The organism is Campylobacter gracilis (assembly GCF_018374135.1).
In the GTDB taxonomy this organism is placed as follows: Bacteria; Campylobacterota; Campylobacteria; order Campylobacterales; family Campylobacteraceae; genus Campylobacter_B; species Campylobacter_B gracilis_A.
Genome location: NZ_JAHAFS010000005.1, coordinates 102,225 through 127,094, shown reverse-complemented (window position 1 = coordinate 127,094; position 24,870 = coordinate 102,225). Strand labels below are relative to the sequence as shown.

The window sequence follows — 24,870 nt, the reverse complement described above, 5'->3', positions numbered from 1 at the left end:
TAGCCATTAATCTACTCTTTTGAAAATAAGCGACGCGTTTGTGCCGCCAAATCCGAAATTATTGCTCATAACGCAATCGAGTTTGGCTTTTCTAGCGACGTTTGGCACATAGTCCAAATCGCAATCTGGATCTTTTGAAATTTGATTTATCGTAGGCGGTATGATGCCGCTTTGCATCGCTAAAAGGCTGATCGCAGCCTCTACCACTCCGGCAGCGCCTAGGCAATGTCCTAGCTGACCCTTGGTGGAGCTGACCGCAGGCACCTTGCCCTCACCGAAAAGCTCTTTTAACGCCGCGGTTTCGTTTTTATCGTTTATTGCGGTGGACGTTCCGTGAGCGTTGATATAATCAATCTTCGGGCGTCCTGCCATTTCGTAGGCCTTTTTCATAGCGCGAATCGGTCCGTCTAAGCTAGGCGAAGTGATATGATAAGCATCGCCGCTAGCGCCGAACCCTACGAGCTCGCCGTAAATTTTAGCGCCGCGCGCTTTTGCGTCCTCTAGCTCTTCTAAAACTAAAGCCGCCGCGCCTTCGCCCATAACAAAGCCGTTTCGCTCCGCATCAAACGGACGCGAAGCGTGCGCAGGATCGTCATTTCTAGCACAAAGCGCCTTCATCGCAGCAAATCCACCGATACCTACGGGACAAACCGCAGCCTCGGCTCCCACTGCAAGCATCTTTTTCGCTTCACCGATCATGATAACTCTCGCAGCGTCCATAATCGCATGCGCAGAAGCCGCACAAGCCGTAACGCTGGATAAATTTGGACCTTTTAATTTATAATATATTGAAACAAAGCCGCCGAGCATATTTACTAACGCAGAAGGGATAAAAAACGGAGAAATTCGCCTAGGGCCGCGCTGCAAGCAGGTATTGGCGTTTATCTCGATGTTTGGTAAGCCGCCGATACCGCTAGCGGAGCTAACGCCGAATTCGTCGCTATCGAAACCGCTAAATTTAGCGTCATCCATAGCTTCACCTGCAGCTTTAAGTCCCAGCTGGATAAATCTATCCATCTTTTTTATCTCTTTTCCATCCTCGATTATGCTCGAAGGATCGAAACCTTTTACTTCAGCTGCAATTTGAACCGGAAATTCGCTAGCGTCAAAGAGCGAAATTTTATCAACCCCGGTTTTTCCGTTACAGATATCTTCAAAACTGCTCTGTTTGTCAAGCCCGAGAGAGGTTATCATCCCGATGCCCGTTACTACGACTCGTTTCAAAACCGCTTCCTTAAAATTTTATTTCTTAGGCAAATTTTCTATATAATCTACTACGTCTTTAATGCTTACTAATTTTTCAGACTCGCTATCTGGGATCTCGATACCGAATTTCTCCTCTAAAGCCATTACTAGCTCAACTACGTCAAGAGAGTCCGCGCCCAAATCCTCGATAATTTTAGAGTCAAGTTTAACCTGATCCGGGCTTACGCTTAGTTGCTCTACAACTACGTCTCTTACATCTTCAAATACTGCCATTTTAGCACTCCTTTAAAAAAATACCGCGTAATTCTATAATATTTAACCTTAAATTCCGCTATTTAACGCTACATATAGAGCCCGCCGTTGATTTTAAGCGACTCTCCAGTAATGTAGCCCGCGCCGTCGCTGAGTAAAAACGCAACTCCTTCGGCAACGTCGCTCGTGCTTCCCATGCGTTTAAGCGGGATACTCGCTTCGTAGCTTGCTTTTACGTCGTCGCTTAGCGCGTCTGTCATATCGGTGGCGATGAAGCCCGGAGTTATGCAGTTGAAGCGGATGCCGCGCGCCGCGCCCTCTTTTGCGAAACTCTTACTCATTGCGATCATTCCGCCCTTGCTCGCGCTGTAATTGACCTGCCCCGCGTTGCCCATTTCGCCGACGATCGAGGCGATGTTTACGACCGCGCCGAAGCGCTTTTTGCTCATTAGCTTTAAAGCTTCGCGGCAGCCGATGAAAGCGCTACTTAAATTTGCTTCGATCACGCCCATGAAATCTTCCAACTTCATCCTAAGCGCGAGCTTGTCGTTCGTGACGCCCGCGTTATTTACGAGATAGCTTAGCTCGCCGTCACTTTGCGCGATCAGGGCAATCGCCTCGCTAAATTCCGCCTCGTTCGTCGCGTCAAATTTTATCACGGCGCCCTCTCCGCCGTTTGCGCGGATCTCCTCTAGCAGCGCGTCGGCTATCTCGGGCTTTGAGCGATAATTAATCCACACCTTAAGCCCATAGCCCGCTAAAGTCCTTGCGATCTGTGCGCCGATACCGCGGCTCGCGCCCGTGATTAAAACGTTTTTCCCGCCAAATTTCATACTTGTCCTTTTGTTAAAATTTTAATCTCTAGCGTAAATTTATCCAAATTTACCTAAATTTTAGCAGTTTAAATCTACTCGCGACCCACGCCGTTGAAATTTCAAAATAGCGCCTCGTCCATCTCCGCGGGCTTTGGCAGCCCCATTAGTTTTAGCACGGTCGCTGCGACGTTACTAAGCCCAAGTCCGCTTTTTAGTTCACGCACGCCGCGCCCCAGCACGAAACAAAATACGTCAAAGGTCGTATGGTTGGTTAAAATTTCGCCGTCAGCGTCTCGCATCGCCTCGCAGTTGCCGTGATCGCTGATCTGCACATAGGCGTAATCGTACGCCTGCGCCGCGCTTAAAATTTTACCGATGCACTCATCCACCGCCTCGACCGCCTTTATCGCGGCGTCATAATTGCCCGTGTGGCCGACCATATCGCCGTTTGCGAAATTTACGACGATGAAATCCATCCCCGCTTCGATGCCGCGGATCACCGCATCGCACACCGCAGGCGCGCTCATCTGCGGCTGCTCGTCGTAGGTTTTTACTTTGGGGCTCGGGATCAGCACGCGAATTTCGTTCGGCAGCGGCTCCTCGACGCCGCCGTTAAAGAAAAACGTCACGTGTGCGTATTTTTCGGTTTCGGCAGTGTGAAGCTGCGTAAGACCGGCTTCCGCGATCACTTCGCAAAGCGTGTTTTTAAGCACGGGCTTCTCAAAAAGCAGAGGAAATTTAAAGCTCGCGTCGTATTCGCTCATCGTGATTAAATTTTGCACGACGAACTTCCGCTTGAATTCGCTAAAGCTCTCATCGCCCAAAGCCGCGCAAAGCTCTCTAGCGCGGTCGTTTCTAAAATTTACAAAAATCACTCCGTCATCCGCGTCGATACCGCTAAAGCCGTTAAAGCTCGCAGGCTCGATAAACTCGTCGCTCACGCCGCGCTCGTAGCTTTTCAGTATGTATTCGCTCGGCAAAATTTCAAGCGGAGCCGTTTCGCCCATGAGCACGTCGTAAGCGCGCCTTACGCGATCAAAGCGCTTGTCGCGATCCATCGCGTAAAAGCGTCCGCACACGCTCGCGACTTTAAATTTAGCCTGTAAATGCTTTAAAAATTCCGCTCCGCTGCTCGGCGAAACATCGCGTCCGTCGGTGATAGCGTGCGCCCACGTCTCGCAACCCGCATTCTGCGCTATCTCACAGATCGCGTCGAAATGGCGTAGATGCGAATGCACGCCGCCGTCGCTGTAAAGCCCTATTACGTGCACTCTGCGGCACTTTGAAAGCAGGCTTTGCAGCGCTTCGTTTTTCTCAAGCGAGCCCTCATCAATCGCGCGATCGATTTTGACTAGGTTTTGATACAAAATTCTACCGCTTCCGATCGTCATATGCCCTACTTCGCTGTTTCCCATCTGCCCCTGCGGCAAGCCCACGGCAAGCCCCGAGGTGCGCAGCAGCGTATTGGGCACGTTTTTAAAAAGATAATCATAGGCGGGCTTTTTCGCGTTCGCAAACGCGTTAAATTTATCGCTAGCGTTAAATCCGATGCCGTCGGTGATAAGTAAAATCGTCTTTTGCCCCATTTTGGCTCCTAAATTTCGTCTGAATTTCACCGCACAGGCCTTTTGAAGCAGGTCTGCAGCGCTGTTTTTACGAGCGACATTATACTTTTTTTTGGCAAATGCGGCAAAATTTCATCCGCCCTAAAAGCTAAATTTTACCTCTTTTATACTAAAATGCGCGTTTTCATATAAAATTTCATAAAATTTAAAAGGCAAACTTTGTTTTATTATCTTTACCATCTTACGAATATAAATTTTTTCCAATACATCACCGCTCGCGCAGGAATCGCGTTTTTTATCGCTTTTTGTTTTTCGGTTTGGGCTATGCCGCGATTTATCCGCTGGGCGCAAGCCAGACACGCCGCGCAGCCCATCTACGAGCTCGCGCCGCAAAACCATCAGAAAAAGAACAAAACCCCTACGATGGGCGGGCTCGTTTTCGTTACCGCCGCGGTGCTCGCAAGCCTGCTGTGCGCCAAGCTAAACAACGTTTTCGTGCTCTGCGGACTGCTTTGTTTGGTAGGCTTCGGCTACATAGGCTTCAAGGATGATATCTCTAAAATTTTAGGCCGCCAAAACCACGCAGGCCTTAGCGCGCGAGCTAAATTTGCACTGCAAAATTTCTTGGCCTTTCTGATCGGGGCGACGCTTTATGGTTTTAGCGATCTGAGCGGGGAATTTTTCGTGCCGTTTTTTAAATACCCTCTGCTAAATTTATGGATCTTCGCGCCGCTGTTTTGGACGATCGTGATAAGCGCTAGCTCAAACGCGGTAAATTTAACCGACGGGCTAGACGGATTAGCGACCATTCCGTCGGTATTTTCGCTCTGCAGCTTGGGCATATTCGCCTATCTTTGCGGGCATGCTATCTACTCGCAGTATCTCTTGCTACCGCGCGTCGCAGGCGCAGGCGAGGTCTGCATCATCGTATCGGCGCTCATCGGCGCGCTGCTTGGATTTTTGTGGTTTAACTGCTACCCCGCCGAAGTCTTTATGGGCGATAGCGGCAGCCTGAGCGTGGGTGCGTTTTTAGGATACTGCGCGGTCATCACGAAAAACGAAATTTTACTCATAATGATCGGCTTCGTCTTCGTCATCGAAACGCTCAGCGTGATCTTGCAGGTAGGCAGCTTTAAAATTTTTAAACGCAGAATTTTCCTGATGGCGCCGATACATCACCATTTCGAGCTTAAAGGCTGGGTCGAAAACAAAATCATCATCCGCTTTTGGATCATCGCGCTGATCGCAAATATCATAGCGCTGACATCGCTGAAACTGAGATAAAATGCGAGCGCAGATTGAACCCGACTTCGAAACGGCGCGTAAAAGATACGGCGAAATTGCCGGGCTTAGCGCGGATGAGATAACTCAAATTTTATGGGGCAAAAGGGGAGAAAAATGAAAAAATCGCTATTTGGCTACGGGCTTACGACCAAAGCGATCGCCGAGCACTGCCGCGACGAAGGCGGCTGGGATATCTACGACGATAAATTTGAAATTTCTTCGGGCGCGCCTAAGCTGGATGAGTTCGGCAACGCGCTTTTAAACCCGAGCGAGTTCGATCCCGCCGCAAGCGAACTTGAAATCCCAAGTCCAGGCTTTCCGCCGCATCACGAGCTGGTGCGAAAGGCGCGAAATTTAATCAGCGAATACGATTATTTCGACGATTACAAAGGTCTTAAAATTTGGATCAGCGGCACGAACGGCAAGACCACGACGACGAAGATGATGCAGCACCTACTCGAGCGATACGGCTCGCAAATGGGCGGCAACGTGGGCGTTCCGCTTGCAAAGTTAAGCAAAAGCGCCAAAATTTGGGTGCTGGAGACGAGCTCGTTTACGCTACACTATACCAAACACGCGCGCCCCGACATCTACGTGCTGCTTGCGATCACGCCCGATCATCTCAGCTGGCACGGCGATTTCGCGGAGTATGAGCGCGCCAAACTCTCGCCGCTGCTAGCAATTCGCGAAGGCTCCGTGGCGCTGATCCCGCGCGCCTACGAAAGCTCCGCCGCCGCGCAAAATAGCCTGGCTCGCGTGATCTGCTATGAGGACGAAGCGGATCTGGCGCAAAAATTCGGCATCGATTTAGGCGAGATAAAATTCCGCACCCCGTTTTTGATCGACGCGCTTTTGGCGCTGTGCGTGGAGAAAATTTTATTCGACAGATGCGACGCCATGCGACTAAACGACTTCGTGATCGAGGGCAATAAACTCGAGGAGTTTACCGACGCGCGCGGCAGGGTCTGGGTCAATGACACGAAGGCCACCAACATCGATGCGTGTGCGCAGGCGCTGAAGCGCTACTCGGGGCGCAAAATACATCTAATCCTCGGCGGCGACGATAAAGGCGTGGATCTGCACCCGCTTTTTGCGGAGTTTAAAAAATACGATCTGCAAATTTACGCGATCGGCTCAAATACTGATAAAATCGTGCTTTTGTGCGACGAATACAGTCTTGCTTGCGTGCGCTGCGAAATTTTACAAACGGCGGTGAGCGAAATTTCGAAGCGGTATTTGAGCGGAGAAAATTTTTGCGAAAATGAAATTTCAAAAAGACGCTTAGGTGACGAGAATTCCGCAGGAAATTTAATGCAGGATAAAATTTCGGCTACCGAAAGCGCGAGCTCTTGCGTGGACGCGGGCAGTGGCAAAACTTTAGGTTCGCAGAATTCTAAAAATTTCGAAAATTTTAAAAATTCCATAAATTCTGCAAGCGAAATAGCGCTGCTAAGCCCTGCATGTGCCAGTTTGGATCAATTTAAAAGCTACGCCGAACGCGGCGAGCTATTTAAAAAACAAGTCGCACAACTCGGATAGATAAGCATATCAAGTTTAGATAGATCAGGTCGAGCCTTTATTAATACAATTTGCAATCGTATTTTAAAATTTCAACGCTTCTGCTGCGCGGATATCTAAATAAATTCAATCCCGAAGTAAGCATCCCTATGTCACACTATTAGCCTGAGCGCGATGTTTATAAAGATGCTTCGCCAAGTCCAAATTAAAGCCAATTTTCGATACTAAATTTAACCAATCGCAGCTATCGCCCGTTATGCGCGCAAATTTAAAACGATGCAGCGATTCTTTGACGCAAATTTATCTACTTTGCACAGCCTAAAACCAAGCGTACAATTTGCAAAGTCGGCTAAATAGTAAAATTTTATACCACTTTGCTTTTTAGATCGATAGCTCATTTTGATTATTGCAAATTGCCGCATAAGCAATATTTTTTGCTACTGAAATTTAGAAAATTTTAACTGAGTAAATTTGGCCGTTTTCGAGCGTAACGTGCAAAAATCTAGCGAAAATCGAGGATTTTAACCGAGATTTAAGTATTGCATGGCTAAAATTACTTTTCTTTTTCGGTGGTTGGATAGCTCAGTCGGTAGAGCAGCAGACTGAAAATCTGCGTGTCGGCAGTTCGATTCTGCCTCTAACCACCATTGCTTATTTTTTTACAATCTAACGCAATCTAATAAAACCCCTAAAATACGGACTTCAAGAGATTTTAACCCTCTAAAGCAATCTAAAATAATCAAGTAAAGCTAGCAATTTAAAAACATTTTAAAAATATTTTTGGCAAAATTCCGAAAGTCAAGCGAAAAAATATTTTTAAAACTTACCAAATGCCCTATCTAACGGACTTACAAGGCACTCTAAAAAATGTTTTAAAACGCTTGAAACGCCCAAAATAGGGTTTTGTGAAGCTTAAAAACGCCCTCGAAGCGAAAAATGTTTTAAACCTCATCAAATCCTCCTATTTTAAGCACACGCAGAGCAGAAAGGAGGCGATTTTTAAAATATTTTTGCGCGAGATTTTGGTCTAAAAATCAAAAAAATATTTTTAAATCGTCTCAAATAACGCATTTAAGGGAGTTAGAACGCAATGGCTAGGATAGTAAAACCGCTTAGCGATAAGCAAATCAAAGAGGCAAAGCCGAAAGCCAAAGACTACAAGCTCACGGACGGCGATGGCTTAGGACTGATAGTAAGCAAGAGCGGACGTAAGCGCTGGGTATTTGTTTTTATTAGCCCCGATACGGGCAAGCTGAATAACACGGGGCTAGGCAACTACCCTGTTTTATCGCTAGCCGAAGCGCGAGAGAAGAGAAACGAGCTTAAAAAGCTAGTGATGAGAGGTATCACCCTATCACAGAAAATAAGCGCGCCAAAGCTCAAAGGAGATAAGCGAGCACAACCTCAGTTTTGAAAAGGTCTTTAACGAGTGGCTAGAGTTTGAAGCCAAAAGCATACTGCCCCAAACGCTAAAGACCAAGCGCGGCCGCATTGAAAATCACGTAATGCCGATACTAAAAGACAGAGGCATAAAGAGCATTACTCACGGCGAGATAGCGGACATCCTTAAAGAAACGTCAAAAACCACGCCGCAAACCGCCGAGATAATCAACCAAATTTTAAACCGTGTCTTTTTATTTGCCGTATCGAGCGGGTATGCGGAGCTTAATATTATGGCGAATATCGACGCCAAAAGTCTAATCCCCAAAACCAAAGTCGAGCATTACGCTAAGCTAACCGAGCGCCAGGACTTAAAGGCATTTTTTAACGCCATTTATGATTATCCTCATTTTGAGACGATTAAAAACGCGATGAAGTTATGCCTACACCTGCCGCTAAGAGCCGCGCCACTGTCGCGCCTAAAATGGGATTACGTAGATTTCGATAAGAGGCTTTTAACCATTCCGCGCGCCGAGCAGAAAATCAAGCGCAGCGAGATAGGCGATTTCAAATTGCCGCTTAGCGATGAGGTTATGCGGATACTTGGGGACCAGGCGAAATTAAGCAGAGCATACGAGCATATTTTATTAACTCGCACTTTACGGGACATATCCACAAAGACACCGCCACAAACGCGATTAAGGGCTTTGACTTTAGAGATAGACAGACGGGGCGCGCCGTGACCCTGCATAGCCTACGGGGCATATTTATGACGCAGGCGTTTAACAATATGCAAAAGCACGGAGTAAGCAAAGAGGCTATCAAAAAGGCGCTAGACCACCTACACGGCGACAAAGTAGATTTAAGCTACTCCGAAAAAGCCGATTTTTTTGGACGAGCTTAAAATCTTGCTTGACTGGTGGAGCGGCTACATACTCGAAATAAAAAACAATTAGGAGGCAAAAAAATGGCAGATGTTAAAAAAATCTCAGAAAGCATATTATCAGAACTGCAAGAAAATCTATGTGAGAATAAAGCGGCAGGAAAAATAAAAAATTTCGATGAAGTTTTATTAAATCTGTATTTTTTAGACGCCTTAGAAATCGAAGCAATTAGCGAGCTAAAACAAATATTTTATTAGCAATTGACCTTTATTTATGGCAGTTGGGGTAACTAAAAAACCTATTAATTACCTAACATCAACGCCGCTAAAAAAGGTATAGAAGTGCTTGATAGCTTAAGATATTTTTATCAAAAATCAGTAATTGATTTATCTGAGTATCCGTCCGAAACTTTAATAAATGATATTATGTTTGAAAGTAAGGAAACACCAAATGTTAAAATTTTATTGCTTAGCGAAGAAGATGAATTCACTAAAAAGGGAATAATAGACAACATAAACAAACTTTCAAATGCCCTAGATAGGGACTTGAAAACCCTGATAAGAAAAACAACTTTATCAGAAATAAATAGGAGCTTTGACGATAGGGTTTTTGACCTTATTTTAGAGCAGACAAAAAATAAAATAAGTAAGACAACAACTATTAAAAGATATTCAAGCCCTTAGAATATTGATAAAAAAGAATTTTATTTTTTAAAAAACAATTACAATTTTTACATAAAAATAAATTTCTTACATAAAAATCGACATAAGAAATTTATTTTTTACATCTCAATCAATGCAAGTTTTTAAAAATATACATTAAAAGCCGTAAACTTTTTATTTTTTACATCTGTTCTCTGATAAAAATTTATTTCTAACATCGATTTTCACGCTATTTTTGCGCTAGATTAAAATTTTATTTTTTGCCATAATTCGCCTAATCTTTGCAAGGATAATCCAAATAATAAAGGCTAAGCAATGAGAAAAAGCGAAGTTAAACCGAAGTATCTAAGGGCGGCGCAGATTGCTAGTATCTACGCATAGGCTTAAGCACGGTTGTGGTATTTTGCTAAACAAGGCTTTCTAAGACCGATAAAATTTAGCAAAAATATCACCTTTTTTGACCCCTCTGAAGTAGAGGCGTTTTTTATGAGAAAGGCGGCGCAAGATGAAGTCGCTGTTTAATATAAAAAGAGGAAGTTAGAAAAAATTTTACTTTAAACGATATAAGCAAAAATATCATAAGCAATAAGAAAATCGCTTGGACTTTGAAAGATGATAATGAACGATATAAACGAGACAATGAGTGGAATAGATACTATTTTTGGAATACGTACTTTAAAATCAATTTTCCTAAAGACAAAAATATTCTAGTCCATTATAGCTAGTATAATATATTTTATATTAAAAACTCATATAAAATATCAGAATGTAAAAATAAACCTAAACTATACGATAGACTTAACGGAATATCCAAATATTGTACCTACACTAAAATAATTCAATTCCCAATTTATGAATATAAAATTCAAAGCGATGATTTTATTAATCTTCGTTTGATTATTATCATTCTGTACAATTTTTTCGATCTTATTTAATATGTCTATTTCGGTAAGATTTGAATCAAGTTCGTAAAAAATATCTTTTTTGCAATCGTCTATTCTGCTAAATTTTGATAAATAGCAGTCGTAGATATAATCATTAAATTGATCTTGGATAAAATTGTCTAAAAGTTCATCTTTGCTAAGCCATTTTAGATCGCCGAAGCTAAACCCGCTGTAATTAAGCGCGCCGACGATCACACAAATGCCGAGCACGGCGATTAGGGCTTTGGCTAGAAATTTAAGAGCTTTCAAAATTTACTCCTTTAACAAAACTTTAGTTAAAATACGAGCCTAACGGGCTGCGATGTTAACGTTTAAATTTAGCTCGCGCAAAGAGGATTAAATTTAAACCCGTGCCGCCTAAATTTAACCGAATCGTTTCCTACTTCCCGCTGAAAAACAGTAGATTTGCCATTATGATCACGATCGCGACGGGCGCTACGAAGCGCAGTGAAAAGTACCAAATTTTAAATCCCAGCTCGCCCATATCGGCGCCGAAAAGCCCGCGCAGGCGCTGCGCATCCATCACGAAGCCCACGAAGATCGCCGAGGTTAGCGCGCCTAGAGGCAGCATGACGTTTGAGCTTACGAAATCCAAGCAGCCAAAAAAGCTTGCGCCGAAAAGCTTAAACCTGCTCGCATAATCCACGTGCATCGATAGCAGCGAGCATGCGCCTAGCACCGCTATGGCGCACCCAGAGATGCAGACTGCGCGCAGGCGCGAAATTTTAAACCTGCCGATGAGATAAAAGACGAAGGGCTCGATCATCGAAACCGCGCTCGTGATCCCCGCGAAAAAGAGCGAGACGAAAAACGCGACTTCAAGAACCTGCCCCGCTAGCCCCATTTTTGCAAACATCGTAGTGAGCGAGACGAAGACGAGCCCCGCACCCTGCGCAGGATCGGCGCGGAATTCGAAGATGAAGGTAAAGACGATGAGCCCCATCATTAGCCCGATCGCGATGTTGATAAATACAATGTTTACCGAGCTTCGCACCAGCCGCACCCCCTCGCTAAGCGACGCTGCGTATGCCGCGATACAGCCGACGCCCACGCACAGGGTAAAGAGCGCGAGCCCGAGCGCGGATAGGACGGAGTTAACGGTGATTTTGCCGAAGTCGGGGTAGAAAAGAAATTTCGCCGCCGCGCCGAAGCCCTGCATCGTGCACGCATACGCAAGCATCGCGAGCAGCAGCACGAAAAGCAGTGGCATCATCACGACGTTTAGCCGCTCTATACCGCTTTTGATGCCGCGCGCAACGACACAGAGCGTCAGCACGAGCGCAAGCGCGTAAAAGCCCAGGCTCGTGGCTAGCGAATGCGAGATGAGATCGTCAAAGACGGCGCCCGCTTCCTCGGCGGTTGCGGGCAGCGGAGAAAAGCCCAAAAATATGTAGCGGATCACCCAGCCGAGGATGACGAGGTAAAAGGATAGCACCAGCATGCCGCCCGCGATAAAAACGCCTCCCGCGCGCCATTTGCGCCCGCCGCGCGGCGCCAGCGTCTCGTACGCGCTCGGTAGATCCCGCCCGCTTAGCCTGCCTAGCGCCATCTCGGCTAAAAATATGCTAAAGCCTACGCCCAGCGTGAGCGCGAGGTATAAAAGCACGAAGGCGCTGCCGCCGTTTTGACCCACGAGGGTGGGGAATTTCCACGCGTTGCCAAGCCCCACTGCGCCGCCTGCGACGGCAAGTATGAAGCCGATTTTACTAAATTTATCGTTCATTTTCGCTCCGATGATTTTTCAAATTTTAAAGCTACGGAATTTTAAAATTCCAAACTACCGCCGCATCTCGCTATGAAATTTGGCTCGCTACTTTTAGACTGCTTCAGCGCCAAATTTTAACTTCCATGTTATCCATCCGCTTTGCAAAATTTAAAAATTTAAAATTTTTAGCTGATTGAGCGCTATCACTACGATCGCGGCTGGCGCTACGAAGCGCAGTAGCACGAAATACCACAGCTTAAAGCCCATTCGTCCCATATATGGGCGCAGTAGAATTTCGACGGCTCGTTTTTTGATCACGAATCCTACGAAAATCGCCACAATTATGCCGCTAAGAGGCATTAAGATATTCGAGGTTAGGTAATCAAGCGCGTCAAAAAAGCTCTTGCCACCTAGGCTAAAATACTCGCTCGTGCCCCCGTAATAACCCAAAATGCAGCATATCCCTAAAACATACGTCACGGCAAAAACTAAAAGCGAAGCGCGCTTGCGGCTTAGCTTGCGGGAGTTTACGAGATAATAAATCGCAGGCTCCAGCATCGAAATTGCAGAAGTAATCGCCGCGAATAACAGCGAGGTAAAAAATAAAAAGGCTAGGATGTTTCCGATCGCACCAAGCTTTGAAAAAAGCACCACCAGTGAGACAAACACTAGCCCTGGACCTTGCGTTTTGGGATCGCCGCCGAATTCAAAGATGAAAGTAAAGACGATAAGCCCCATCATCACGCCGATTAGGACATTAATGCAGACGATATTTATGCTTGAGGTTAGGATATTGGTGCGCGCAGGCAGGCTCGCAGCATAGGTCATAATCGTCGTAACGCCCAGCGAAAGCGTAAAAAATGCAAGTCCTAGCGCCGAAAGAACGCTATCCTTATTAAGCTTGGAAAAATCTGGCACTAGTAAGAATTTTGCGCTACGTCCGAATCCATCAAAACTCGCGGCGTAAATTAGCATTAAAACCAGCAAAATAAATAGCGCAGGCATCATCCAGACATTAAGTCGCTCGATGCCGCTTTTGACACCTTTAGATACGATGAAAAAGCAAAACGCCGACGCTATGGTGAAGCACACCGCCGCGCTTGAAAAGTCGCTACCTAAAAGCGCTTTAAACGCTGCGCCGCTTTCATCTATACTTTTTGGCAGATACAAAGCGCTTGAGACTACGTATTTTAGGATCCAGCCCATTACGACGCTGTAAAAAGCATAGATCAAAAGCGCGCTAATCATAAAAAATCCCGCGTATTTCCATGCGCCTTTGTATGAGGGCGCGAGCTTTTCAAACGCGCGCACCGGATCGCTTTCGCTTAGCCTGCCGATGACGATCTCGGCTAAAAAGATCACGAAGCTAACCAAAAGCGTCAGCAAAAGATATAGCAAGATAAAGGCGCTGCCGCCGTTGGTGCCTACTAAAGTGGGGAATTTCCACGCATTACCGAGCCCTACGGCGCTGCCTGCGACTGCGAGAATGAAGCCGATTTTGCTGAATTTATCATTCATATTATGCCTTGTAGCGGAATTTGAAAGGGCAATATTAGCAAAATATAGCTTAACTCGCCAAGCTAGTCGGGTGGAATTTAGGCAAACCCGCTATAATGCCGCGAATTTTAAAGAAGATAAAATGAAATCGATAAAAGAAGTGATGCTCTCTCGCCACAGCTACCGTAAATTTTGCGGTGATAAACTAAATAGCGAGCTCGTGCGCGAGATACTTGATCTTGCGCGCTTAAGTCCTAGTTCATGCGGATTGGAGCCTTGGAGGATGATGATAATCTCGGATCCTTGCGAGCTAAAAGAGCTTTCTGTAGCCTGCAACAGCCAGCCACAAGTAGCCGAGTGCTCGCACGCCGTGATTTTAATCGCGCGTAACGATCTGCGCGTGGGCGAGGAGCATTTAGAACGAACCGTCCGCCGTCGCGCAAACACTCCGCAAAAATATGAAGCTGCGATGAATTATTTCCGCGCGAAATTTGCGGGCTTAGACGACGAAGCGCTGATGAACTACGCGACCAAGCAGCTTTATATCTTAGCGGCAAATATCGCTAATATTGCCGAGGGCTTTGACGTGCGCTCGTGCATAATGACCGGCTTTGACGCCACAGCTTTGGAAAAATTCTGCGCTTTAGAGACGAAATTTCGTCCTGCGATCGTCGTGGCTTTGGGGCGTGGTGAGCCTAGCAAATACCCGCACACGCGCTACGGGCTGGATGAAATTTTAATCTCTCGCGGCGGCGGCAGTGAAAAAAGATAAAATGGGGCGCTTCTGCTTGCAAAGCTATGCGTAAGCTTCGTTTATTAAAAGCATCGTTTTGCGAAATTTTATCGGTTTAAAAGTGCGATAGCGTTAAAATGCGCTTAAAATTTCAAAGGATAAACATGCAAGTCAAACTTCTAAATTTCACTCCGCTTTGGGTCTGCTCAAACGCCATCCGCACCTGCTGGCAGAGCTTTGAGCGCGGCGATTGCGGCGGCGCCAAAGACCTAGCGCTAATAGACCGCGTCGGCAACCAACTCAAGCATTCAAGCACGCTCGAGCATCTCTACTACAACTTCTACATCAGCGGTATTTCGCGCGCGCTGCTTCAGGAGCTGGCGCGCCACCGCCTAGCAAGCCTTAGCGTAAAATCCACGCGCTACACTCTCAAAGAATTGCGCGGCGAGGGTAGCTTCGCGCAAGGAGACTTCGAAAATGCCGCGCGATACATCGTGCTTACCGGCAACGAAGCGGTCGATAATGCAAGTATCGCAGCTCTTGAAAATCTGCGCGTAATCTTACAAACTCCAATCAGCCTTGATATCGCCAAATATTGCCTGCCTGAGTGTTACAAGAGCGAGCTTAGCTGGAGCATAAACGCTCGCAGCTTGCAAAACTTCCTCGCTCTACGCTCTAGCAAGGCGGCACTTTGGGAGATCCGCGAGCTTGCGGGTAAAATTTACGAAGCTCTGCCGCAGGAGCATAAATTTATATTCCAAAGCTGCATGGCGGGCGGCGAGAAGATGCAGGATGAGGAGTAGCGAGCGGGATAAAATTTTGATATAAGGGGCTTGCGATGATAAAACTTACGCAGATGAGAGCGGCTTTTGAAAAAGAGGAGCCGAACGCGCTTTATCTTAGCTACTTGGGATGGGCGGAGACCTTAATTCCGTTTTGGAGGCAGGCCGTTGCGAGGATCGCGGAGCTAAACGGCACGGCGGATGAAAAAAGAGACAAACATCTGCGAGTTATCGACAAATCTTTGCAGCTTTTGCAGGCTTGGCGATTTAAAAAGATTAAATACGTGCAAGCAAGAAGAAAAGAGATCGATAGTGCCATAAGTTTTATTCGAAACGGCGCCTTAACGCAGCAGGCATGCAGATACGCCTTTGCGCCGGTCTGCAGAAATTTAGCGAGCATTTTGCGCAGCTTTTTATACGTTTCAACTTTTGGCTATTCGGATGCGCAGCTTCCGACCGTATTTGCCCAAAAAATTTACGGCATTGCGCTATGCCATACTTTATTTCCCTTCGATACGGGCGATTTTGTGTATTATCTGCCGCGCGAAAAATCCATCCACACCGAAAACCCCGCCGATTTGGACAATTGGCATTTGATGATGGAGATAGCGGGCGACGATTTAGGGATTTCTGCGTTGATTGAGCGGCTAAACGAACGCGCGTATGAAATTTGGACGAATTACAAAACGCCGTTTGAATGGAAATACGACGAGGGGGGTTTGGAATTTGGAATTTGAGAATATTTCAAAAAGGCTGCACTATGCGGGCGTGCGAGCTTTTTCTAATTTGAATAAAGCAGAATAAAAGGCGCGCAAATTTTAAATCGCTTCTGAAATTTCATTCGTGGGCGGTAAAATTTATGCGAGTTTTTAACGCGAGTAAAATTTAAAATTTATTTGAGTGGGTTTTTGACAGTCTGCTGTATCAAAATTTAGCCGTCGCGTATTTTACGACTTGCCGCGCCGATAATTGCAGCGGCGGCAAACCGAAAGCTCATAGGCGAGCGATAAATTTTAAAGGACGGATTATGAAAAATCTAGCGCTTGTGATGTTTAGCGGACAGACGCACCTCGATTTTGTGGGATTTTACGATTGTATGCTAAGGCTCAAAGCTGTCCTCCCGCAGCTTGAGATGAGGTTTTGCTCGCGCGAGCGACAGGTTTCGGACAGCGGCGGTCTTGCGATCGATGCGGGCGAGATCACGATGGATCTAGGCGGCTTTGATGCGGTTTTTGTGCCCGGCGGTATGGCGACGCGACGCCTGAGGGGCGATGTAGGCTTCATCTCGTGGCTAGCGACCGCGCGCGATGCGAAGTATAAGTTTAGCGTTTGCACCGGTTCGTTGCTTCTGGGCGCGGCGGGGTTTTTGCGAGGTAGGCGCGCGACCACGCACCCGTTTTGCTACGATCTGCTGGCGCCTTACTGCGCGGATGTGGTGCGCGAGCGACTCGTACGCGAAAGCCTGCCCGAAGGAGGCGAGATCATCACTGCTGGCGGCGTGAGCAGCTCTATCGAGCTTGGTCTTTGCGTGATCGAGAAATTCGCGGGTGTCCAGGCGCGAGAGGTTGCCGCTGCGGCGATGGATTATCCTTATTACGGCCTTAGAGGCAAGCTCGTGCGATGAAATTTTAAAGCCGCTAAGGTCGGCGGCGCGGTTTATAAATACCGCAGTAAATTTTAAAATAGAGAGGAGATAAATCTTAATGCAAGCAGTAAAGATATTAAAAACATTGTGGAAAGCCATCAAGATCGCCATACTCGCAGCATTGATATTACCGTTTGCGGCATTGATATTGTTTGTTTTATTTATAGCCTTTCTATTTTCACCCCTTAATACGGATTTTTCATATATAGAAAATAAAAATTTGGCTAAATTTGAAGCTTTAACAAATACGAAGGGAGAAACTTTGCTTATCTATCGCAAAAAAAGTCCTCCTTTATCGTGTAGTGAAAAAATACAGACTTGTATCTGTTACGCACATTTTATAAAGGCGGATAAGCCTTTTATTTTGACGCAACAAAAAATGTTGCAAGAGGGCTATGAGTTTGTTTCCAAGTCCGATTGCATAGCTGAAACTACAAATTTGCACGAATTTAAACTATCGTGGGCGATGCCGTCCTATCATTATGCCGGCAGTCGGGAGTATTTGATATATGGTTCGATCAAAAATTTAAATATAACGGCAATAGTGAACGATAAAAGGCGAATATGGCACAAAAAAGAGCACGAATGGGGACAGCCGGACGATTATGATCACGAGGTTATTTTTTATCCGGAACTTAATATAGTTCAAATAAATACTTTAGGATATTATAGCGTGCGCTAAATTTACTTATGGTCGATTTAATATAACGTTGCGAACTAAATTTAAAAGCTTTTGGGATAAAATTTAAAAATTTGAAAGATTGGACTTTAGTCTTACGGACGTTTATCAAAGTAGATAAAATAATGATATAGTGGGTTTTACATAAAGTAGGAGATCACAAAGGCCGAATGAAACCGGCTCAAATTTTATCGCTGCTTTCGCATATATCTTTCGTAGCGGCTTGCGAGCGATACTATTTTTAAAATTTATTGTAAAATTAGAGCGTTAATTCATTAAAGCTTAAAGGGCTAGCATGCAGATAAACTTAGACGACGTGAGGATCGAGAGCGGCTGGAAAGAGGCGCTTAGGGAGGAATTTTTAAGCGAGTATTTTGCGAAGATCAAAGAAAATCTGCTCGCCGCAAAGGCGCGCGAGATCGTCTATCCGCCGGGAAATTTGATCTTTAATGCCTTCAATCTCACTCCGTTTGAGCGGGTGCGCGCGGTGATTTTGGGGCAGGATCCATACCACGGCGCGCATCAGGCGATGGGGCTTAGCTTTTCGGTACCGCGCGGCGTGCGAATTCCGCCTAGCCTCGTAAATATCTACAAAGAGATTAAGAGCGATCTGGGTATCAGCGAGCCTGAAAGCGGCGATCTGAGCTACTGGGCGAAGCAGGGCGTGCTGCTACTTAATGCGAGCCTTAGCGTGGGCGCGAACCGTGCGAACTCGCACAGCGGCTTCGGCTGGCAAATTTTTACCGACGCCGTGATTAAAATTTTAAGCGCGAGGCGGCAAAGCCTGGTCTTTATGCTGTGGGGAAATTTCGCCAAAGCAAAATCGGCGCTGATCGATGCGCAGAAGCATCTCATTTTAACCGCCGCGCATCCTAGCCCGCTTGCAGGAGGAGCGTTTTTCGGCTGCAGACACTTTAGCAAATGCAACGAATATCTGCGCGCGCACGGCCTAGGAGAGATCGATTGGGATCTAAATCACGGCACAGATTAAATGTATTTTAAATGAAATTTGCGTAAAATGCGCCGCAAAATTTCAAAGGTAAAGAAATTTTAAAAAAATATTGAAAGGAGAAGTGAGCGAATAATATACGACCGGCTTAAGACGGCTTGCCGAAGCGACGCGAATGCGCGGCTAGGCTAATCATTGTAATTAAAGGAACGATATGAAAAAGATAATTTTGGGAATTTTATTGCTATTTACAAGTAGTGTAGTGGCAAATACCCTATCAGAGATCAGGCAATCGGGCAGTGTGCGCGTAGGCGTATTTGAGGCGCAACCGCCTTTTAGTAAATTTGAAGACGGCAAATTTCAAGGATTTGAGGTTACTCTAGCCGAGGCGTTATCAAAAGATATATTTGGCGGCAAGGCGGGCAAGGTGGAATTCGTGCCCGTAAAGGCTAGTGAGCGTTTAAAAGCGTTGGAAGAAAATAAAGTAGATATGGTGCTTGCGACCTTTACGATCACAAATGAGCGTAAGCAGCTAGTCGATTTTACGACGCCGTATTTTGCAGTAAATATCGGCGTGCTAACCCGCGCCGGCGATAGGATCAAGACTGTATCGGATCTGCACGGCAAGCCGATCATCGCAGAAACCGGAACTACAGGCGAAGCGTATTTTAGAAAAGAGGGCTTTGAAATTGTAAATTGCGCCACCGCAAATGAATGCTATAAAATGCTAAAGGATGGTAAAGGCATCGGATATGCGACTGATAATCTGATAGTTTTAGCTTATGCTGTAATCGACAGCGACACTGAGGTAAATATAAAGAATTTAGGCGTTTCGGATTTCTTAGGCATCGCGGTTTCTAAGGGCAACAAGGATCTGCTTGAGTTCTTAAATGGCGAGCTAGTCAAGCTAAGCAAGAACGGCTTTATGAAAAAGACCTATGACGAGACGATTGAGCCGTATTACAAGGGCACTGCGGAGAAAAAATATTTCTTGTTGGATGACCTTTATAGCTTATTTTAGGCGGGCATAGCGGTACGGCTCGCCTGTATTTGCTTACAGCAAGCATAGCTGTGTGCTCTCGCCAGGTAAAATTTGAATAGCTAGTTCAGTCGCACTATTTTGTCCGACTTTGCGAGCTTGGTTTAGATTGTAAAATTTTACTAACGCGCCGTTATAGAATTTATAAAATTCCGTAGCGGCGTGCTATTTTTTACGGTGCTAATAGACGCACAGAATTTTATAGTGGAGTGATAAAATTTAATTGAGAGAAGGCAGAGCTTGGCGCAAGGCAGCAAAATTTAAAAAGCCTCTATCATTATGCTTAGAAATTTTAGTTGCGAAATTTTATCGCTAAGCTCGCAGTTTAGGGAATAGTTTCGGTTCTGGTAAAATGAAATTTTAAGAAAATTTACATTACAATTACGAAAAATTTAAAATTCAAGGAGGAAATTATGAAAAAGTCATTTTTTCTTATTCTATTGTCGGCGATCTTTGTTTTTGCGAATTCCTTAAGCGAGATCAAGCAAAGCAAAGTGATCAGAGTAGGCGTTTATGAAAATGAGCCGCCTTTTAGTAAGTCGAGCGAGAAGGGCTTTGAGGGTTTCGAAGTCGAGCTTGCCAACGCGCTAGCCGGTAAAATTTTCGGCAACAGCGGCGGCCGCATCGAGCTTATCCCGGTAACGAACGAGGTGCGCTTTCCGATGCTTCAAAACAATCAGGCAGATATGATAATCGCGGCTGCAAGTATCACTGAAGAGCGTAAGGGCAGCGTAGATTTTTCGATGCCGTATTTTACGGTAAATTTAGGAATTTTAACGAAAAAAGACTCAAATATTCACAAAATAGGCGATCTGATGGGCAAAAAGATCGGTATCATCCGCAAGACTACCGGCGAGGCGTATATCAAAAAGGACGGCGGTTATAATGTTTCCTACTGCAACGATTCGGTTGATTGCTACAGGAGATTAAAAAGTGGCGAGATCGACGGGTATTGCAACAACAACCTTTTTGTAATGGTATATCCGATCGTAGATCCTGCGGTCGAGGTCAATATAAAAAATTTAGGCGATAATGTATTCTTAGGCGTCGCGGTGCAAAAAGGCAACGCTGAGCTGCTAGAAGCGATCAATAAAGGCTTGATTGCGCTCAGCAAAGAGGGCTTTTTCAAAAAGGCTTACGAGGATACTTTCGAATCCTTCTATAAAGGCACCGTCGATAAAAAATATTTCTTGCTTGACGATCTTTATAGCTTTTTTTAATAAAAAAGGAATTTGAAATGAAAAAATCACTGCTTTTAATTCTTCTATCTTGCGTTTTTGTATTTGCGAATTCTTTAAGCCAAATAAAGCAGAGTAAAGTCATTCGTATCGCAGTTTATGAAAATGAGCCTCCGTTTAGCAGGGTTACGGATAACGGCTTTGAGGGCTTTGACGTAGAGCTTGCTAATGCAATCGGAGGCAAAATTTTAGGCGATACCGGCGGCAGGATCGAGCTCATACCGGTATCAGCGCAAGCGCGCTTTCCGTCCATTCAAAATAATCAGGCGGATATGCTTATCGCGGCTGCAAGTGTTACTGAGGAGAGAAAGAAAAGTTATGAGTTTTCGATGCCATATCTTTCGGTAAATTCCGGAGTTTTAACCAAAAAAAGCGACAATATCCAAAAAATGAGCGATCTGCGAGGTAAGAAAGTAGGCGTCATCCGCGGCTCAACGGGCGAAGCGTTTATGCAAAAGGACGGCGGCTACAATCTAGTGTATTGCAAAAATTCCTCCGATTGCTACAAGCGGTTAAAGAGCGGCGAGATCGACGGCGCGTGCGACGATAATCTATTCGTGATGGTCTATCCGGTCGCAGATCCTAGCGTCGAGGTTAATATCAAAAGTCTTGGCGAGAACGTATTTTTGGGTATCGCGATGCAAAAGGGCAACGCAGATCTCGCAGAAGCCGTCAATCAAGCGCTAATCTCGCTTAGCAAAGAGGGCTTTTTCAAAAAGGCGTATAATGATACATTCGAGCCTTTCTACAAAGGCACTGTCGATAAAAAATACTTCCTTTTAGACGATATATACAGCTTCTTTTAGAATTTTAAATTTGATGTGGGTTAGGATTTGAAGCTTTGCGGCTTTAAATTCTAGCCCACGCATAACCGGCGTGTCATTAAAATTTCATCTCAAAATTTTGTCCTAAAATTTCATTTCAAATTTTATTAGTCCCACTGCCGCGCCTAAGCCCAGCGTGCACACGGCGGTCGCAGTCTTTAGTATTCGCGACCATTTACGGCGCGCAAAATTAGATCGAGCTAAGCTTTAAATTTTTACTCCGAGCCCTTGGAATTTTTTAAATCCTGCATGCGCTCCTGCTGAGCTTGCACGAACGCGTCGTATCTGATAAAAAGATAATCTTTGATCTCAAAAATCATCAATGTAAAAATCGAAGGCAGCGTGAAAAATCTAATCGTCATAAACACCAGATCAAGCGCGCTTAGCTCATCCTCGCTTGCGCGATACCCTCCCGCACTTGCGGTTAAAATCCCATGCAGTGCCTCGTAGTTATAAAGGATGAAAATCGTCACGAAAAGCGTCGAGAGCTTCGATACGATCTTATTCATGATCTGCGCTACGTCCTCATCGGCGATCACCGACATCGCAAACCACACGAGGGTGAAAAACAGCGGAAAGACGATGTTAAAATTTAGCGAGTTATCAAGCTTCTGTGCGCCCGTAACCGCGATGATCGCAAATACCGCCGCAAAGGGGATCACAAATAGCGCGAAGGTCATCGCCGATTTTATCGCCTTAAAAAAGCTATACGTAAGCAGCGGCGAGCCCAAAGCGAGCAAAAAGAGCGTCAGCGCGTAGTTGGCTTTGGCAAAATCGTATAGGTTAAACAGCGCAAATGCCGATGCTACGGCAAGTAACGGCACGCTTAGCTTAAACAGTATCCCGTATTTGGCGTAAGCGCGTGATACGACGGCGTCGAGCTTGCTAAATTTGACGTTTAAGCTTTGCGCTCTGATGAAAAACAAAATGACGAATTTAACGATTACGTTTGGGCTCATACGCACCTTTCCGTTTAAATTTATGAAATTTTATCCACTCTAAATTTGCGAAATTTTATCCGCAGAGCCTGTCCGTAGAATTAGACTTTGCCGACGGCTTATGCGGCCTACGTTAAAATTTCATCGCGCTCTCGCTGCGTTGCTATCTTGCCGCCTTGTAGGCTTTGTCTTTTGGCTACGTAAGGCGGACCTGCGCGCTTTGGCTTGCATAGCGTCTCGTTGCAAGCCCCCTAGGTTGCAGCGTGTCGCAGCAGCGCTCATTCGGCTCGGCGCGCGATACTTTGCTTGCGGTATCCGCGTCGCGCCCGCGCATGAACATGAAAGCTTAGCGCCGCTAAAATTTTACCGGCTCTTAGCCCTATGCGATACGTCCTGTGCGCTGCGATAGAATTTTACGCGACGCAAGGACCTATCGGGCTTGGCTTTGCGCCGCATTGAGGCAAAATTTTAAAATTTGCGCCGCAAAGCGCTTATCTTGCCCACTAAGATGCGGCGCTAATGATTAAATTTTAACCGCACCGTCGCCGAGCCGTTTTAAAGCTCAAACGAATTTTTGAGCTGCTACGATACGTGAAATTCCAAAAATCGCGCCTTAGCGATCAAGCTCATTTGCGCTTGCTTGTGAGCCATGCAAAAAGCGGCGCACTTGCGCCCTTCGCCGTGCCCATGCAAAAGCAACGCGCCCCTTGCCGCTCAAAGTCCATTTTCGCTTGCTCGCGCCGCCCGCTAAACCGAGGCTAAGAAGCGCTCCGCCTCACATCCAATCTAAAATTTGCGTGATCTCGGTGGCGTGAAAAATTTTAAGCCCCTGCGTGTTTTGCGGCTTCATCGGAACGATCGCGTTTTTAAATTTCTGCATCGCAGCTTCTTTCAGGCGCGCATCGAGGTTGAAGATCTCTCTGATCTCGCCGTTTAGGCTCACCTCGCCGATGAAGACGCTCTCTTTACTGATCGGGCGGTTTTTGAAGCTGCTTACGATCGCTGCGACGACGGCTAGATCGCACGCCGTTTCGGTGATTTTTACGCCGCCGCTGACGTTTACGAAGACGTCGTATCCGCCAAGCCCGATCTCAAGCTTGCGATCAAGCAGCGCCAGAAGCATATCGAGGCGGTTTTTATCAAAGCCCGTGGCGCTGCGCTTGGGGTAGCCGCTCTCGCACACGAGCGCTTGGATCTCCACGACGAGCGCGCGCGTACCCTCCATCGTGATCGTGATCGCCGAGCCGCTTACCGCCTTGCCGCGCGTGAAAAATTTACTCGCGACGTCCTTGGCGCTTACGAGCCCGTGCGGCCCCATCTCGAAAATCCCCACCTCGCTCGTAGCTCCGAAGCGGTTTTTAAAACCGCGCAAAATTCTAAGCTGTTTGCTCGCATCGCCCTCGAAATACAGCACCACGTCCACCATATGCTCTAGTATGCGCGGGCCCGCGATCGAGCCCTCTTTGGTGATGTGACCTATGATGAAGATCGAAATCCCGCGCGCTTTAGCAAGTCGCATCAGCTCAAACGTGATCTCGCGCACCTGCGTGATCGAGCCCGGCGCAGAGGGGGCTTTATCGCTAAAAAGCGTCTGGATGCTGTCGATGACGATAAACTTATAATCCCTGCGCTCCACCTCTTCAAGCACGGCGCCCAGATTTATCTCGGTGAGCAAAAACAGCTGCTCGCTTATCGCGCCTAGCCGCTGCGCACGCATTTTGATCTGGCTAGCGCTCTCTTCGCCGCTTACGTAAAGCACGGCGCGGCCGCCGCTTGCTAAATTTGCCGCGATCTTAAGCAGCAGCGTGGATTTTCCGATGCCGGGGCTGCCGCCGATTAGCACGAGCGAGCCCTCCACGACGCCGCCTCCGAGGACTAAATTTAGCTCGCTATCCTTGGTGTCGATGCGCGAAATTTGCTCAATCTGTATCTCGCTGATCGCTTTGGCGCTTGCGGATGAGGCGCGGGCAAGCTCGCCCTCGATCTCTTTTAGCGCTTTGATCTGAGCGGGCTTGAGCTCGACGAAGCTATCGAATGCGCCGCAGTCTGGGCATCTGCCGAGCCATCTGCTTTGCTGATTGCCGCAGTGCTGACACTCAAAAATCGTGGTTTTAATCTTCGCCATTTTTATCCTCGCTCATTTTCGCTTAAATTTAGCCCCAAGCTTTGCGAAATTATACTTAAAATTTTTAAAATTTTAGCCGCCTTGCGCGCCGCTTGCGGGATCAAAAATCACGAGAGGGAGGATTTGCGGCTAAATTTGAGCTAAATTTAAATATGTTTTAAACATTTATAACTATAATACAAATTTCACTTTATTTAAAGAAGGTT

Annotated in this window: 26 protein-coding genes and 1 tRNA gene; 18 read left to right on the top strand and 9 right to left on the bottom strand. The window is 46.2% G+C overall.

Going from position 1 to position 24,870, the window contains the following annotated elements; translation table 11 throughout:
• Positions 1-6: 6 nt before the first annotated feature.
• The 4 genes from KH703_RS03880 to gpmI all read right to left on the bottom strand — a co-directional run bounded on the left by KH703_RS03880 (position 7) and on the right by gpmI (position 3,859).
• Positions 7-1,224: a beta-ketoacyl-ACP synthase II gene (locus tag KH703_RS03880; protein WP_304294301.1), complete on the bottom strand. Its 1,218-nt coding sequence runs from the start codon at positions 1,222-1,224 to the stop codon at positions 7-9.
• A gap of 18 nt (positions 1,225-1,242) precedes the next feature.
• Entirely contained in the window at positions 1,243-1,479 is a 237-nt protein-coding gene (acpP, locus tag KH703_RS03875; protein WP_005873350.1) for an acyl carrier protein, read from the bottom strand.
• Positions 1,480-1,547: 68 nt separating this feature from the next.
• Positions 1,548-2,291 (bottom strand): 3-oxoacyl-ACP reductase FabG, encoded by a 744-nt coding sequence (gene fabG / locus KH703_RS03870; protein WP_304294298.1) that lies wholly within the window; start codon positions 2,289-2,291, stop codon positions 1,548-1,550.
• A 101-nt stretch (positions 2,292-2,392) separates the two neighbouring features.
• Positions 2,393-3,859, bottom strand: coding sequence for a 2,3-bisphosphoglycerate-independent phosphoglycerate mutase (gene gpmI, locus KH703_RS03865; RefSeq protein ID WP_304294308.1), 1,467 nt, complete (start codon positions 3,857-3,859; stop codon positions 2,393-2,395).
• A gap of 198 nt (positions 3,860-4,057) precedes the next feature.
• Here gpmI and mraY point away from each other — a divergent pair, with 198 nt between their 5' ends.
• From mraY to KH703_RS03820, 9 genes are all read left to right on the top strand, one after another.
• Positions 4,058-5,122 (top strand): phospho-N-acetylmuramoyl-pentapeptide-transferase, encoded by a 1,065-nt coding sequence (gene mraY / locus KH703_RS03860; protein ID WP_304294296.1) that lies wholly within the window; start codon positions 4,058-4,060, stop codon positions 5,120-5,122.
• A gap of 114 nt (positions 5,123-5,236) precedes the next feature.
• Positions 5,237-6,661 carry a UDP-N-acetylmuramoyl-L-alanine--D-glutamate ligase gene (gene murD / locus KH703_RS03855; protein WP_304294294.1) on the top strand — a complete coding sequence of 475 codons (1,425 nt, stop codon included), beginning with the start codon at positions 5,237-5,239 and terminating at the stop codon, positions 6,659-6,661.
• Positions 6,662-7,211: 550 nt separating this feature from the next.
• Positions 7,212-7,287: transfer RNA gene (locus tag KH703_RS03850), tRNA-Phe, on the top strand.
• A gap of 443 nt (positions 7,288-7,730) precedes the next feature.
• Positions 7,731-8,054: an integrase arm-type DNA-binding domain-containing protein gene (locus KH703_RS03845; RefSeq protein WP_304294292.1), complete on the top strand. Its 324-nt coding sequence runs from the start codon at positions 7,731-7,733 to the stop codon at positions 8,052-8,054.
• Positions 8,029-8,763: a tyrosine-type recombinase/integrase gene (locus KH703_RS03840; RefSeq protein ID WP_369692723.1), complete on the top strand. Its 735-nt coding sequence runs from the start codon at positions 8,029-8,031 to the stop codon at positions 8,761-8,763. Before KH703_RS03845 ends, KH703_RS03840 begins: the two co-directional genes overlap by 26 nt.
• Positions 8,760-8,924, top strand: a complete 165-nt coding sequence (locus KH703_RS03835; RefSeq protein WP_304294290.1) for a hypothetical protein — start codon at positions 8,760-8,762, stop codon at positions 8,922-8,924. Before KH703_RS03840 ends, KH703_RS03835 begins: the two co-directional genes overlap by 4 nt.
• A 63-nt stretch (positions 8,925-8,987) precedes the next feature.
• Positions 8,988-9,161, top strand: coding sequence for a hypothetical protein (locus tag KH703_RS03830; RefSeq protein ID WP_304294288.1), 174 nt, complete (start codon positions 8,988-8,990; stop codon positions 9,159-9,161).
• 84 nt (positions 9,162-9,245) lie between these two features.
• The gene (locus tag KH703_RS03825; RefSeq protein WP_304294287.1) at positions 9,246-9,587 is read left to right on the top strand and encodes a hypothetical protein; all 342 of its coding nucleotides are present in this window, start codon (positions 9,246-9,248) and stop codon (positions 9,585-9,587) included.
• A 372-nt stretch (positions 9,588-9,959) separates the two neighbouring features.
• Positions 9,960-10,088 carry a hypothetical protein gene (locus KH703_RS03820; protein ID WP_304294285.1) on the top strand — a complete coding sequence of 43 codons (129 nt, stop codon included), beginning with the start codon at positions 9,960-9,962 and terminating at the stop codon, positions 10,086-10,088.
• A 263-nt stretch (positions 10,089-10,351) separates the two neighbouring features.
• Here KH703_RS03820 and KH703_RS03815 read toward each other — a convergent pair whose 3' ends face one another.
• The 3 genes from KH703_RS03815 to KH703_RS03805 all read right to left on the bottom strand — a co-directional run bounded on the left by KH703_RS03815 (position 10,352) and on the right by KH703_RS03805 (position 13,733).
• A complete protein-coding gene (locus tag KH703_RS03815; RefSeq protein WP_304294283.1) occupies positions 10,352-10,759 on the bottom strand; it encodes a hypothetical protein in 408 nt (135 codons plus the stop codon).
• A 130-nt stretch (positions 10,760-10,889) separates the two neighbouring features.
• The gene (locus tag KH703_RS03810) at positions 10,890-12,233 is read right to left on the bottom strand and encodes a sodium-dependent transporter (RefSeq protein WP_304294282.1); all 1,344 of its coding nucleotides are present in this window, start codon (positions 12,231-12,233) and stop codon (positions 10,890-10,892) included.
• 150 nt (positions 12,234-12,383) lie between these two features.
• Positions 12,384-13,733, bottom strand: a complete 1,350-nt coding sequence (locus KH703_RS03805) for a sodium-dependent transporter (protein WP_304294280.1) — start codon at positions 13,731-13,733, stop codon at positions 12,384-12,386.
• A 121-nt stretch (positions 13,734-13,854) separates the two neighbouring features.
• Between KH703_RS03805 and KH703_RS03800 the strand changes: the two genes are divergently transcribed.
• From KH703_RS03800 to KH703_RS03760, 9 genes are all read left to right on the top strand, one after another.
• Positions 13,855-14,484 carry a nitroreductase family protein gene (locus KH703_RS03800; protein ID WP_304294278.1) on the top strand — a complete coding sequence of 210 codons (630 nt, stop codon included), beginning with the start codon at positions 13,855-13,857 and terminating at the stop codon, positions 14,482-14,484.
• Between the two features lie 125 nt (positions 14,485-14,609).
• On the top strand, positions 14,610-15,248 hold the full coding sequence (thyX, locus tag KH703_RS03795; protein WP_304294277.1) for an FAD-dependent thymidylate synthase: 639 nt from the start codon (positions 14,610-14,612) through the stop codon (positions 15,246-15,248).
• A 35-nt stretch (positions 15,249-15,283) separates the two neighbouring features.
• Entirely contained in the window at positions 15,284-15,964 is a 681-nt protein-coding gene (locus KH703_RS03790) for a hypothetical protein (RefSeq protein ID WP_304294275.1), read from the top strand.
• Positions 15,965-16,254: 290 nt separating this feature from the next.
• The gene (locus KH703_RS03785; RefSeq protein WP_304294274.1) at positions 16,255-16,851 is read left to right on the top strand and encodes a DJ-1/PfpI family protein; all 597 of its coding nucleotides are present in this window, start codon (positions 16,255-16,257) and stop codon (positions 16,849-16,851) included.
• A 79-nt stretch (positions 16,852-16,930) separates the two neighbouring features.
• Positions 16,931-17,554 carry a hypothetical protein gene (locus KH703_RS03780; protein ID WP_304294272.1) on the top strand — a complete coding sequence of 208 codons (624 nt, stop codon included), beginning with the start codon at positions 16,931-16,933 and terminating at the stop codon, positions 17,552-17,554.
• Between the two features lie 292 nt (positions 17,555-17,846).
• Positions 17,847-18,542, top strand: coding sequence for a uracil-DNA glycosylase (ung, locus tag KH703_RS03775; protein ID WP_304294270.1), 696 nt, complete (start codon positions 17,847-17,849; stop codon positions 18,540-18,542).
• Between the two features lie 172 nt (positions 18,543-18,714).
• Positions 18,715-19,521, top strand: a complete 807-nt coding sequence (locus tag KH703_RS03770) for a transporter substrate-binding domain-containing protein (protein ID WP_177387860.1) — start codon at positions 18,715-18,717, stop codon at positions 19,519-19,521.
• A 431-nt stretch (positions 19,522-19,952) separates the two neighbouring features.
• Positions 19,953-20,759 (top strand): transporter substrate-binding domain-containing protein, encoded by an 807-nt coding sequence (locus KH703_RS03765; protein ID WP_005873331.1) that lies wholly within the window; start codon positions 19,953-19,955, stop codon positions 20,757-20,759.
• Between the two features lie 17 nt (positions 20,760-20,776).
• Complete coding sequence (locus tag KH703_RS03760) at positions 20,777-21,583, top strand: transporter substrate-binding domain-containing protein (RefSeq protein WP_304294268.1); 807 nt, start codon at positions 20,777-20,779, stop codon at positions 21,581-21,583.
• Between the two features lie 233 nt (positions 21,584-21,816).
• On the opposite strand, the gene KH703_RS03755 is transcribed toward KH703_RS03760, so the two are convergent.
• Complete coding sequence (locus tag KH703_RS03755) at positions 21,817-22,560, bottom strand: hypothetical protein (protein ID WP_304294265.1); 744 nt, start codon at positions 22,558-22,560, stop codon at positions 21,817-21,819.
• A gap of 754 nt (positions 22,561-23,314) precedes the next feature.
• Positions 23,315-24,664 carry a DNA repair protein RadA gene (gene radA / locus KH703_RS03750; RefSeq protein WP_304294263.1) on the bottom strand — a complete coding sequence of 450 codons (1,350 nt, stop codon included), beginning with the start codon at positions 24,662-24,664 and terminating at the stop codon, positions 23,315-23,317.
• Positions 24,665-24,870 lie beyond the last annotated feature (206 nt).